Origin of the sequence: Sorangium sp. So ce1153 (assembly GCF_051521595.1) — a bacterium.
In the GTDB taxonomy this organism is placed as follows: Bacteria; Myxococcota_A; Polyangia; order Polyangiales; family Polyangiaceae; genus Sorangium.
The window spans coordinates 1,016,319-1,028,313 of the sequence record NZ_CP150361.1 but is presented as its reverse complement, the minus strand read 5'-3'; the positions used below and the strand labels follow the sequence as shown (position 1 = coordinate 1,028,313).

The window sequence follows — 11,995 nt, the reverse complement described above, 5'->3', positions numbered from 1 at the left end:
ACAGTGCGGCTCCCTCCGGGCTGCTGCGTATCGCCGCGTCGGTCGCCTAGGGCCAGGCGGCGATCGCGCCTCGCCTGCTCTCGTTCATGAGGCGTTGTCCTGCCGTTCGCATCGACCTGCACCTCCAGGAGGTCGCGTCAACCTGATCAGCGGCGGCGATGATCTGGCCATCTGCACGGGCACGATCGTCCGGCGCTTCGCCCGCCCGCGGCCTCGCCCATCGGCGAATCACTACGGCCAGCGTGGTTCGCGGTTTCTCCGGAATCGATGGCGCGGGCTCGGGCGGGCACCGCCGCTCAGGTGGGCGCGGCCGCCCCTCTCCTCTCGTTCATCTCTTCCAAGGAGGAGCGATATATAAGTAGGAGCCATCGATCTTATAAGGAGCCGTTTATAAGGAGGAGCCATCGCTCTTATAAGGAGGAGCCATCCATGAGGAGGAGCCATGCCCACCTGCCCCCTCCGGCGTGCGCCCGCGGCCGGCCGCACGAGCAACGGGATGCTAGGGTTCCCGGCACGTGTTCCAGCTCGGCGGAATCGTCGTCACGCTCGTCAACGGGCTGCTCGGTCTGATCTTCTGGCGGCGGCTCCGGGCAACGTTCCCGCGGCACGGCGCGTGGATCGACCTTGCGTGCCCTGCGGGCCTGCTGCTGCTCGGGCACCCGGCGCTGCTCATGGCCGTGGCGAGCTGGCCGGGGCTGAGGGCCGCCCAGCGTCACTTGCCCGACCCGCTGTCGATGATCGCCATGGGCGCCCAGGTGAGCTTGCTCCTCTCCGGCCTGCTCCTCGGCGTCGCCGCGACCGCGCGCGCGCTCGTCCGGGCGCTCCGCAGGCGCCGGCCGCCCATGGTCGTCCGGCCGCCCACGGACGGCCCTCCTGCCACGCACGCCGGGGCCGGCCCGGCTCCCGGCATCGTCGAGGCCGAGCCGGAGGCCGTCGACGCGAGCCGCCGGCGGCTCGTCGTCGGGGCGACATGGGCGCTGCCCGCGGCGGCGGTCGCCGCGTCGATGGGCGGCGTGCTCGCCTCGCGGCAGCGGCCCGTCGTGGTGCGGCTCGCGCTGCCGGTGCGGCGCGGGCTGACGAGCCTGCACGGCGTCACCATCGCGCAGCTCAGCGACATCCACGTCGGCAGCTTCATGGACGCGGAGCGGCTCGACGAGCTCCGCGACGCCATGAACGCGCTCCGCGCCGACATCCACGTCATCACCGGCGATCTGCTCGATCACCACGTCTCCCAGCTCGATCTGTCCGCGCGGCTGGTCCGGGGCCTGCGCCCCGCCCGGGGACAGCTCTTCTTCTGCATGGGCAACCACGAGTACATCGCCGCGCGGTCGGCGGACGTCGGGACGATCGTGAAGGGCCTCGAGGAAGCAGGCGCCCAGGTGCTCGTCGACGAGGCGCGGGAGGTCCGCCTCGGCGGCGATCGCCTGTGGATGGGCGCCATCGACTACCCCAGCCGCGCGCGGCCAGGCGAGCCAGCCCGGCGCCCGACGGCCGACGGGCTGGCGCGCGCGCTCGCGCAGATGCGGGACGACGGCGCGCCGCGGGTCCTGCTCAGCCACCACCCGGGCACGTTCCGCGCCGCGCGCGAGCTGCCGATCGATCTGATGCTCTCCGGCCACACGCACGGCGGGCAGATCTCGCTGGGCCGGATCGGCGATGTCGCCCTCACGCCGATGTTGGCCGCCGGGCTCTACCACAACGGGCTCTACGAGCACCGCGGCCGGCGCCTTCACGTCAACGCCGGCGCGGGCGGCTGGCTGCCAGTCCGCATCAACTGCCCGCCGGAGATCACGCTCGTCGAGCTCGTGCCCGCCTGACGCGGCGGCGCGACCGCCGCCGTGCCGCGCGGCCAGGTGTCTCCGGGCAGGGCCGGTAGCGGGCGGCGGTCGTCAGCGCCGCGCGCCGCGAGCGCACGGCCGCCGCTCCACGCTCCGCGCGTTCTGTCCTCGCGCGGCCATCACGCCGGGAGCTCGCGCACCACATCGTCGAGGAGGGCCGACAGCGACCGGAGGAGCGGCTCCCGGGCGCTCTGCACGAAGAAATGGCCGCCGGGGAACATCTCTACCCGGAACGGCCCTCGCGTGTACTGGCGCCAGGCTTCGAGATCGGCGCGGCTCGCGCGCTCGTCCTCGAGCCCCCCGAACGCCGAGATCGGGCAATCGAGCGGGTCCTCCTCGACGAACGGCCCGCACTCGTTGACGCCGATGTCGGCGCGCAGGACCGGCAGGATCATCGCCAGCAGCTCCGGCTCGCGCAGCACCTCGTCGGGCGTGCCCCCGGTACGGCGGAGCCACGCCACGAGCTCCCGATCCGACACGCCGTGGAGCCGCTCGGGGCCGGGGGACATATGAGGCGGGCGCCTGCCAGAGACGAAGAGATGGCGCGGGAGCGGAGCGCCCCGGCGGCGCAGCTCGCGCGTGAGCTCGAGGCTCACCAGCGCGCCGAGGCTGTGGCCGTAGAAGCCGAACGGCTTCGTCAGCCAGGGAGCGATCCCGTTCGCGAGGGCCTGGACGAGCGGCGTGAGGCGGTCGAAGGGCGGCTCGCGCACGCGCGCCTCTCGGCCGGGGAGCTTGATCGCGCAGAGCTCCACGTGCGCAGGGAGCTGGCGCTGCCAGGAGTTGTAGGCGATCGCGCCCCCGCCCGCGTAAGGTAGGCAGAAGAGCCGAAGCCGGGCCGCGGGATTCGCTCGCGGACAGTTGACCCACGTATCGGAGGAGGAACCTGTGCTCGTCACCTGATGTGCAGCATAGCTCGCCTGGACCGGATTCGCTCGGTCTCCTTGCTCCCCGTGGGCTGCCCAGGGCGACGCGAAACGAGAACGATGAGAGTGGCGATCGGCCGCGAGCGCCAAGGGCCGCGCGCCCCCTCGCGGGCTGGCGGCGCGATGCTGTCATCCGATCGTCGTAGACGCGCGCGGCCGCGCGCGTCACACTGCGCGACACCCTTCGATGAGCTTTCCGCGGAGCGCGAGCACCTTTTTCATTCTGGTCACCCTGCTGCTCGACACGCTGGGCATCGGCCTGCTCATCCCGGTCCTGCCGACGCTCGTCAGCAGCTTCACCGGGGACGACGTCGGCGCCGTGTCTCGGTATTACGGCGCATGGGTGGCGGTCTACTCGGTGATGCAGCTCGTGTTCGCGCCGATCCTCGGCGCGCTGAGCGACCGATTTGGCCGGCGCACGGTGATCCTGCTGTCGCTGCTCGGCGCGACGCTCGATTACCTGCTCCTTGCCTTCGCGCCGAGCCTCACGTGGCTCTTCGTGGGGCGCATGCTCGCGGGCATCACGGGCGCCAGCTTCTCGGCGGCGAGCGCGTACATCGCCGACGTCTCTCCGCCGGAGAAGCGGGCCCAGAGCTTCGGGCTCATGGGCGCCGCGCTCGGGCTCGGGTTCATCCTCGGACCCGCCGCTGGCGGACTGCTCGGCAGCGTCCACCTGCGGCTCCCGTTCTTCGTGGCGGCGGGGCTCAATCTGCTGAATTTGCTTTATGGCGTGCTCATCCTCCCCGAGTCGCTCCCGCGCGAGCACCGCCGCGCGTTCTCCCTGCGCCGCGCGAACCCGCTCGCATCGCTGCGCAACCTCGGCCGCCACCCGTTCGTCTTCGGGCTCGCCGGCGTCATCGTCTGCAACTCCATGTCCCAGGGCATCCTCCAGAGCGTCTGGGCGCTCCACACCGAACAGCGCTTCGGATGGCAATCGCTGGATATCGGCATGTCGCTCGCCCTGGTGGGCATCTGCAACGCGGTCGTCCTCGGAGGGCTCGTCCGCGTGGTGATCCCGCGGCTCGGAGAGCGCCGGTCGCTCGCGGTAGGGCTCGGGCTCAGCGCCATGAGCTTCGTGGCTTTCGGGCTGGCCCACCGGGGCTGGCTCGCGTACGCGCTCATCGTGCCATTTTCGCTCGGCGGCATCGCTGGTCCAGCGGGGCAAGCGCTCCTCTCCCGGGAGGTCGGCCCGTCCGAGCAGGGCGAGCTCCAGGGCTCGCTGGCCAGCCTGCAGAGCCTGATCTCCATCGTCGCCCCGCTCCTCGGCACGAGCCTCTTCGCGCGCTTCGCCTCGCCGACCGCCGCCCCGTACATCCCCGGCGCGGCCTTCTTCGCGGCCGCCGGCTTCTGCGCGCTCGGGCTCCTGCTCGCGCTCCGCCTCTTCGCGCGCGGAGGCGGCGCCGTGGTCGTGGACCGCTCCGTCACCGACGCCTGAGGCACGACGCCTGAGGCACCGACGCCTGAGGCACGACGCCTGAGGCACCGACGCCTGCCTTCATGCTCAAGTGACTGCACCACCCTCGCTCGCCGGTTCACCCGCCCCCGACAGCGTCTCTCGCCCCCAGCCCATGCTGGCTTACAGCGTCACCTCGAACGGCGCGCGCGCGAGCTCCTCGCCCGTCTCCGACCGCACGACCGCCGTCCACTCCCCCGCCTTGCGCGCCCCGCGCGTGAACGCCCACGTGCGCCACCGCGGCGACGGACCGACCCCGAGCGTCACGTTCCCGACCGGCGCGCCGCCGTCCGGCGGGACGAACGCGACGGTGATCTCCCCCTCGCCCTCGCTCCGGTTCTCGAGCTCGATGAAGGCATAGAGTCGCTCCGTCTCCGGCGCGCGGAACGTGGTCCCCGGCGCCACCGGCTCGCGGTCCTTCACGCCCGCGGCGACGACGAGCCGCTTCACCTTCAGCTCCGCCGCGCCCCTCGCCTTCTCCTTGCGCTCCCTGATCCCCGCGGCGCCCGCGGCCGGCGGGGGCGCCGTCATGGGCGCGGCCGCAGTCACCGTCGCAGCAGGCGCCGCCGCGGGCGCCGCCGCGACGGCGACAGGCTCGGGGCACTGCGCCGCCGTAGGGCTCGCGGCGGCGGCAGGCGCCGGGGGCCGCGCGTCGTGCCGCTCACCGCAGCCAGCGAGCGAAACCGTGCAGAGCGCCAGAAACATCATCCGTCGAGCCATCTTCGTCGCCATGGAAGCACTCCTCCGTGAGCCGGGGCGTCCCCGTAGGGCGGTGTTCTGGCAAGGCGCGGACCGCTTCTGCGACTTTGAAATCGTTGAGGATTTTGCCGGGGCCTGTGGTCGCCCGACCGCGCCCCGTGTGTCCGGCGCGACGAACGACCACGCTGCCGTCTCGACCTGACCCGAGGCGCCGAGGAGAACCGCCTGCGCGTCAGGCCGCGCGCCGCGATCGGCGCCGCGTCGCGCGGCGACGGTCACTCCGCTGCGTAGTAGCAGACATCGAGCTTCGGCCGGCGCGCGACGTCATGATACTCGCTCGCGCGGAAATCGGTCCTGTTCACCGCGTCGATCAGCGCGACACCATGGTTCGGGAGCGCGCCGTCGACCCAGGCCTGGACGAGCGAGGTCAGGCCGACGGAGGCCCACGCGTCGGTCTGCGAGAGCGTGGTGAGCGAGGCCTCGACAGCAGGGCTGTAGCCGCTGAAGTTGCCGGCGTTGACGGTGGGCTCGCCCCAGGCGCCGCTCACGCGGTGCACGGTGACGGCGCTGCCCGCGGGCTTCCAGCCGTAGGAAAGGGAGAGGACCGCTGACGCCACCCTCGAGCCCGCGGGGATGAACGACAGATCGTGGGCGATGAGCGCCGTCAGCGGGCGCGCCGCGCCCGCGCTGGTGAGGAGATAGGGATATCCGCCGTACGACCAGCCCGTCACGCCGCCCTCGACGATGGAGTCCTGCGCGCCGCCGAAGGTGCCCCGTTGCACGCTGACGCACTCGAGGTCGCAGACATCGCCGAGGCCGTCGCCGTCCGAGTCCGCCTGGAGCGGGTTGCGCACCGTGGGGCAGCTGTCGAGCGCGTCAGGGACGCCGTCGCCATCCATATCCGGCGCGACGCGGAACCGCGCCACGCCGGGATCGTGATCGCTGGCCTGGTCAGCGAACTCCGCGTTGACGTGCACGACGTCGAAGCCCACGAGCTTCGGTCCAGCCAGGCTCGCGCTGACCAGCACGTGATCGAGCACCTGGCCATTGCCGTCGTACACGTACGAGTAGCGCTCCTCCGGCGGGAGCGTCTCGATGAGCGTGGTCAGCCCCGCGTCCTTGAGGATCCCGAGGGGCGACGAGAACTGGAAGTCGTTCAGGTCGCCGAGGACGACCACGTTCGCGGAGGGGTCGCGATCGAGGATCTGCCGCACGAAGCCGGCCACCACGGTGGCCTGCTGCAGCCGCTGCGCCTCGCTGGAGAGGATCGGGGGCTGAAAGCGCCCGTTCAGCGGCTGATCGCCGCCCTTGGAGTTCCAGTGGTTGGCCACCACGAACAGCGGCTGGCCGTTCCAGCGGAACTCGCCCGCGAGCGGCTTGCGGCTGCTGTCGAAGGCCGGGTTGCCCGGATCGACGCGGCCCGGGCTGTAGCGGAGCGACACGCCGCCCGCGTCGCCGACGACCTCGTTGGGCGTCAGCGCCGATGCGCCCGGGCGGTCGACGAACTGGAGCCCGCGATCGGTCCGGAACAGGAAGCCGACGCGGATGTTGCCGCCCGGCTCGCCGCCGTCCGCGCCGTCCACCGGGTCGACGCTCCGGAACGCATAGGTCGGCGCGCCCGGCACGGCCGCGATCGCGCCGATGAGCCGCGCGAACGTCGCGGAGGCGTCCACCACGGCGTCGTTGGTCGCACCGCTGTTGTCCTGGACCTCCTCGAGGGCCAGGAGGTCAGGGCTGCCGAGGTTGTCGGCGATGATCCGGGCGAGTCGTTCGAACTTCTCCTGCGGATCGCCGGCGTCGAGGTTCTCGACGTTGAACGCGGCGATGTCGAGCTCGTCGGTGCTCCGCGCTCCGAGCGACACGGTCTCGCGCGCGAGCGCCGAGGTCGCCGCGGGGATCGCGTCGTCGACCGGAAGGAGCTTGTAGTTGGCGAAGTTGTAGTCGATCGTGCCCAGGACGGGCCCGGCGAACGTCGCGCCGACGTCGAGCATCGGCGGTGAGGCCCGCAGAGGGAGCTGGAGCAGGATCCGCTCCGGGTTGAAGTCGCCGGGGCTGAGGACGATGGCGCCTCGCGCGCTGCGCACGCCGGCCGCGGCGCCGGTGACCTCGTCGCGATCGCCGGGGATCAGCGCGATCTCCGCGGTGCCCGAGCTCGCGAACGTGCGGGTCGGGCCCACGACGACAGGACGGCTCAGGCTCACCCGCATGCCCTCGAGGCTCTCCCAGAAATCGATGCCGTCGGCCTCGGGATCGAAGTCGCCCGACGTCTCCACGTTGCCAGCGGTGTCGTCCTCGATGACCTGCGCAGGGGGCCTCCGCGCGCCGGGCGCGAAGCCGATCGAGACCGGAGCCGGCAGCGTATGGCCGCTCGAGAGGACGAGGATCTGCGGTCGGCTGAGCTCGGTGACGGTCAGGTTGTTGTACCCGCTGCCTCGGGAGGGCGTGCACGGGTCGGCGCAGCCGCCGCGGAACTCGACCACCTCGCCCGAGAGCTCGACAAGGTCGCCGGTCCTCACCGCCGGGGCGGAGCCGGTGAACACGAGCAGCCCCTCGGATGTCGCCGGATCGCCGTCAGGCGCAGGCGATTCGACGGTGAAGCCATTGCCGCGCAGGCTCGTCACGATGCCCGTCGTCTTCACGACGGTGCCCGAGAGCGGCGAGAGGTGCGCGCGCCCCTGGATGTCGTGGATCGCGACCGCCGTCGCCTCGCGCGCCGTCGTGAACGAGATCGAGACGTCGGCCGGCAAGGGGTCGAACGTGCCGTCGAGCCCCGCGTCGCGCTCCACGACGCCGCTCGCGCGGATGGTGAGGGTGCACGAGGCGCTCGCGGGGAGGGCCTCGGTGGGCGCGAGCGTGAAGCCGACGGGGCCGCCGCTGACCGTGATGGGGCGCGCGGCGCCCGCGCAGGAGAGCTCGAATGCGTCGCTCGCGACCACCGGCTCGCTGAACGCCACGCTCAGGTCCGCGGCCGGGTCCACGCCGGTCACGCCGTCGCTGGGCGTCGTCGCGGCGACCCCCGGCGGGGTATCGGCGCCGCACGGGGACGTTGCGGTCGAGGTGCTGCGCGGGGCGGGCGTCCCCGTCGAGAGGTCCTCGGCATTGCTGGACGTGTCCTGGCAGCCGGCGCCTCGCCGGATCGAGGCCGTCGCGTTGGCCGTCGCCGGAGCCGGCGCGGAGCCCTCGAAATAGTTGGCTCCGCCGTAGCCGACGAGGTCCTCGAGCGACGCCTCCTGCGCCGCCGAGCACGGCGAAGACCCGCCGTTGCAGCCGAGGCCTGCGGCCTGCCGGACCAGCGCGATCTTCCCCGCCGAACCGCTCAGGTTGATGGGGGTCGCGTCGGCGACGTCGACGGCGGGGAGCGGCGCGCCGCTCCCCGACCCCGCGGCCCCCTGCACGAGCAGGTACCGGCCAGGCTGCAAGGTGACCGCAGGCAGCTCCGTGAGCTGCGCGGTCGTGGCCCCGAAGGCGCCCGTGCCGGTGGCGCTCGCGTACTGGATGGACCACCCCGCGAGCGACACGGGGCCGCTCGAGCGATTGAACAGCTCGACGAAATCATGGGTGTACGCGGCGCCGGCGTTGCCGCCGCCGCCGTACACCTGGCTGATGACCACGCGCCCGCCCGGGAGCGAGACGGCCTGCTGGGCGCGCCCGAGCTCGTCGGGAGCCGTCGAGTCGCCGCAGCCGCAGGCGGTGGCAAGCGCCATTGCGGCGGTCCACCGGGCAGGGTGACTCCGGAGAAGAAAATTCCACACGCATGAGTCCGCGCGCGCGGACGAGGAGAGGTTTCGCACGATGACACCTACTGGCGTTGGAGCGAGGAGGAGGAAGCGGGCACTGCAGGCAGCAGTGGTCACGATGACACTACACCGCCTCAGACATCGTGCGTGCGACGTCTTCATGGAGCATTCATGACCCGAGCGATCGATTCCTCTTCGGGGACGAGGAACGCCGGTCAACCCACCTGCGCGCTCACCGCGGCTCGCGTCGAGTTCAGCCGCCGCGCTTCACGCCCGCCGCCGGGTCGATCCCGTCCGCCCGCATCCGCTCCGCGCTCGCCGGGCCGGCCACCGTGCCGGCCGGGTGCGCGTACCAGCCGTTCGGGTCCGCCTTGTCCGGGTCATCGCGGACCTTGAGCACCGTGAACATGCCGCCCATGTCGATGTACGAGAACGGGCCGGCACCCCCGCGCATCGGCAGGCTGTTCGCGGGCATCGCCATCTGCATCTCGCCCATGCCGCCCATTCCCGTGGTCCCCATCGTCATGTAGCCAGGCATCACGCGGCTCATCCGCCGATCGAGCGCGCGGGTGTCGGCGCCGACCATGTTCGGCAGGCCGTGGCCCATCTGCATCATCGTGTGGTGGGTCATGTGACAGTGCACCGCCCAGTCGCCCGCCTCCTCGGGGACGAACTCGATGACCCGCGTGCTCCCCACCGGCACGAGGACCGTGGTCTCCGGGTACTGCGCGGACTCGGGGACATACCCGCCGTCCGTCGCCGTGAGCTGGAACGACAGGCCATGAAGGTGGATCGGATGGTGATCCATCGGGCCGAGGTTCCCGAGGCGGACGCGCACGCGCTCGCCGCGGCCGACGAGCAGCGGCGCCGTCGCGGGGAACGACTTGCCGTTGAACGTGAGGACGTTGAAATCGCTCATCGCGTTCGGATCCGGCCGGCGCGCGCCCGCGTTGATCTTCCACTCGTGCGTCATCAGCACGAAATCCCGGTCCACGCGCGGGCCGCGAGGCCGCTTCGGGTGCACGACGAACATCCCCACCGCGCCCAGCGCGATCTGGGTCATCTCGTCGAAATGCGAGTGATACATGTACGTCCCCGGATACCGGAGGACGAACTCGTAAACATACGTCTCCCCGGGCAGGATCGGGCGCTGGTTGAGCCCGGAGACCCCATCCATGCCGTTCGGCAGCACCAGGCCGTGCCAGTGGACGGTCGTGGCCTCGGGCAGGGAGTTCGTCACGTAGATGCGCAGCCGATCGCCCTCGACCGCCTCGATCGTCGGGCCCGGCGTGCTCCCGTTGTAGCCCCACACCTCGCACTTCAGGCCAGGCGCGAACTCGTGCTCGAGCGGGCCCGCGACGAGGTGGCCGACCTTCACGCCGTCCACCACCCGGAGCGGGAGCGTGCTGCCGTTCGGCGTCACCACCGCAGGCTGCGCCCCGGGCGCCGACGTCCGGCGAGGCGGGGCGCCCGGGCGCTCCTGCGCATGGGCGATGCCGCGCGTGATCAGGGCGGCGCCGGCCGCCAGGCCGCCCGCGTGGATGAAAGAACGTCGATCCATGTCAGTGCCCTCCTTCGCCGGTGCCCGAGGCCCTCGGCATCGCAGCGGGGGCCTCCGCCCCCCCAGCCTCGACGCGGCGCCCTGAAAGGAGCGCGTCGAACGCAGCCTTCGCCGTCCAGTACTCGCGCAGCGCCTCGACCGCCGCGAGCTCGGCGTCGAGCTGCTGGCGGTGCGCCTCCAGCAGCTGGAAGACGCCGACCTGCATCGCGTTGTACTGGAGCAGCGCCTGCTCCAGCACCCGCCGGCGCGCGGGGACGATGACCCGCTCGTGCTGCCGCGCCCGCGCGTGCGCGGAAACGAGCCGGCTGCGCGCCTCGCGGAGCGCCGAGCGGATGTCGATCGCGCGCCCGTGGTAGCGCTCGAGCAGGCCGTCGAACTCCGCCGTCTGCGCCGCCTCGGCGCCCCGCTGGCGGTTGAAGATCGGGAGCGACAGGCGGAGCCCCGCGCCGAAGACCCAGGGGTGGTCTGCCCCCACCTCGCCGCTCCCGGGGAGCTCCCGCTCGCCGTGGACGCCGACCGACATGTCCGGCACCCAGCCCTCGGCCCGGAGCGCGCCGGCGCGGTCGGCCGCCGCGTCGAGCCGGCTGCGCAGCTCCGCGAGCTCGAGGCTCGCCCGCAAGGCCCGCGCCTCCGCGCCCGACGGCGTCGAGGGCGCCGCGGGCGGCCGCGGGAGCGCGCCGGCCATCGTCCAGGCGGTCGACGGGCCGGAGAGGCCGAGCAGCCGGTTCAGCCGCTCGCGCTGCGAGAGGAGCTCCAGCTCGATCTGGGCGGCCGTGACGCGGGCCTCCTCGTAGCCCGCCTCCTGCGTCGCCACGTCGAGCTCCGGGACGTTGCCCGCCGCGAACAGCGCGCGCGCGGCGTCGCGGGCGGCGGCGAGCGCGTCGAGCGCGCGGTTCGCGATGCCGAGCCGCTGCTCCGCGGCCTGCGCGGCGTAGAACGCGGCGCGCACCTGGTAGCCGAGCTCGACGACCGCGCCGGCCGCGCGGTAGCGCGCCGCCTCGTGCTCCGACCGCGCCGCCCGCGCGCGGAGCGGCGCCAGGAGCGCCGAGGTCAGGTCGATCTCGACCGAGAGCTCGACGTGCGCGTGCTCGAGCCCCTCCTGCCGGGGCGTCACCTCGACCTCGATCTCCGGGTTCGGCAGCGCGCCCGCCTGCTCGATGTTGCCCCGGGTCACGCCGATCTCCTTGAGCGTGGCGCGCAGCTCGCGGTTGTTGAGCAGCGCGACGCGCACCGCGGCGTCCGCGGTGAGCGGCCGCTGCGCGAGCGCCCGCGCGTCGCCAGCCGACTCCGGATCGACCTCGGCCGACGTGGCGCTCGGCGGGAGAGTCGCGCCGGAGAGGCGGCGGACCCGCGCCATGTCGGTGGCCGCCGAGGGGACGGCGCAGCCGGCCGAGAGGGAGAGCGCGACGCCCGCCGCGAGCGGCAGGAGGCGCGCGGCGAGGGAGCGCGATCGCGGGCGTTCAGTGCGCATGGACGGGCTCCGGGGTCTGCGGCGGCGCGTGGCCTTGATGGTGGTGGTGCTGGTGAGGATCGGCGCCGGCGCCCGGCGCCTTGGCCGGCTCCAGGCCGACCCAGCCGGCGGCGGGCGCGCCCGGCAGCGGAGGGTCCTCCGAGAGGGCGACGCCGATCCGCGGCGTGGGGGCCTCCGCGGCCTCTGGCGAGGCGGCGGACGACGCGGGGAAGCTCGCGGGGCGGCTGCGCGGGGCGCAGCTGGCCAGCGCGGCGACGACGACGAGCAGCAGGGCGTTCAGCCCGGGGGGGTGAGGTGCATTCATGGGAGCCGC

General features: G+C 72.9%; 8 protein-coding genes. 2 read left to right on the top strand and 6 right to left on the bottom strand.

What is annotated here, in order from left to right; translation table 11 throughout:
- Positions 1-515: 515 nt before the first annotated feature.
- Positions 516-1,817, top strand: coding sequence for a metallophosphoesterase (locus tag WME85_RS03685; protein WP_437835298.1), 1,302 nt, complete (start codon positions 516-518; stop codon positions 1,815-1,817).
- A 140-nt stretch (positions 1,818-1,957) separates the two neighbouring features.
- Here WME85_RS03685 and WME85_RS03680 read toward each other — a convergent pair whose 3' ends face one another.
- On the bottom strand, positions 1,958-2,734 hold the full coding sequence (locus WME85_RS03680; protein WP_437835297.1) for a thioesterase II family protein: 777 nt from the start codon (positions 2,732-2,734) through the stop codon (positions 1,958-1,960).
- A 214-nt stretch (positions 2,735-2,948) separates the two neighbouring features.
- Between WME85_RS03680 and WME85_RS03675 the strand changes: the two genes are divergently transcribed.
- Positions 2,949-4,196 carry a TCR/Tet family MFS transporter gene (locus WME85_RS03675; RefSeq protein WP_437835296.1) on the top strand — a complete coding sequence of 416 codons (1,248 nt, stop codon included), beginning with the start codon at positions 2,949-2,951 and terminating at the stop codon, positions 4,194-4,196.
- A 141-nt stretch (positions 4,197-4,337) separates the two neighbouring features.
- Here WME85_RS03675 and WME85_RS03670 read toward each other — a convergent pair whose 3' ends face one another.
- The 5 genes from WME85_RS03670 to WME85_RS03650 all read right to left on the bottom strand — a co-directional run bounded on the left by WME85_RS03670 (position 4,338) and on the right by WME85_RS03650 (position 11,986).
- Positions 4,338-4,946 (bottom strand): DUF2914 domain-containing protein, encoded by a 609-nt coding sequence (locus WME85_RS03670; RefSeq protein WP_437835295.1) that lies wholly within the window; start codon positions 4,944-4,946, stop codon positions 4,338-4,340.
- Positions 4,947-5,188: 242 nt separating this feature from the next.
- On the bottom strand, positions 5,189-8,617 hold the full coding sequence (locus WME85_RS03665; protein WP_437835294.1) for a DNRLRE domain-containing protein: 3,429 nt from the start codon (positions 8,615-8,617) through the stop codon (positions 5,189-5,191).
- 286 nt (positions 8,618-8,903) lie between these two features.
- Complete coding sequence (locus WME85_RS03660; protein WP_437835293.1) at positions 8,904-10,211, bottom strand: multicopper oxidase family protein; 1,308 nt, start codon at positions 10,209-10,211, stop codon at positions 8,904-8,906.
- A 1-nt stretch (position 10,212) separates the two neighbouring features.
- Positions 10,213-11,682: a TolC family protein gene (locus WME85_RS03655; protein ID WP_437835292.1), complete on the bottom strand. Its 1,470-nt coding sequence runs from the start codon at positions 11,680-11,682 to the stop codon at positions 10,213-10,215.
- Positions 11,672-11,986: a hypothetical protein gene (locus WME85_RS03650; RefSeq protein ID WP_437835291.1), complete on the bottom strand. Its 315-nt coding sequence runs from the start codon at positions 11,984-11,986 to the stop codon at positions 11,672-11,674. The genes WME85_RS03655 and WME85_RS03650 overlap by 11 nt, the downstream gene beginning before the upstream one ends.
- Positions 11,987-11,995: the final 9 nt, after the last annotated feature.

Coding starts and splice junctions, on each gene's coding strand:
- WME85_RS03675 (WP_437835296.1), top strand. CDS start 2,949: ATGAGCTTTCCGCGGAGCGCGAGCACCTTTTTCATTCTGGTCACCCTG.
- WME85_RS03670 (WP_437835295.1), bottom strand. CDS start 4,946: ATGGCGACGAAGATGGCTCGACGGATGATGTTTCTGGCGCTCTGCACG.
- WME85_RS03665 (WP_437835294.1), bottom strand. CDS start 8,617: ATGGCGCTTGCCACCGCCTGCGGCTGCGGCGACTCGACGGCTCCCGAC.
- WME85_RS03660 (WP_437835293.1), bottom strand. CDS start 10,211: ATGGATCGACGTTCTTTCATCCACGCGGGCGGCCTGGCGGCCGGCGCC.
- WME85_RS03655 (WP_437835292.1), bottom strand. CDS start 11,682: ATGCGCACTGAACGCCCGCGATCGCGCTCCCTCGCCGCGCGCCTCCTG.
- WME85_RS03650 (WP_437835291.1), bottom strand. CDS start 11,986: ATGAATGCACCTCACCCCCCCGGGCTGAACGCCCTGCTGCTCGTCGTC.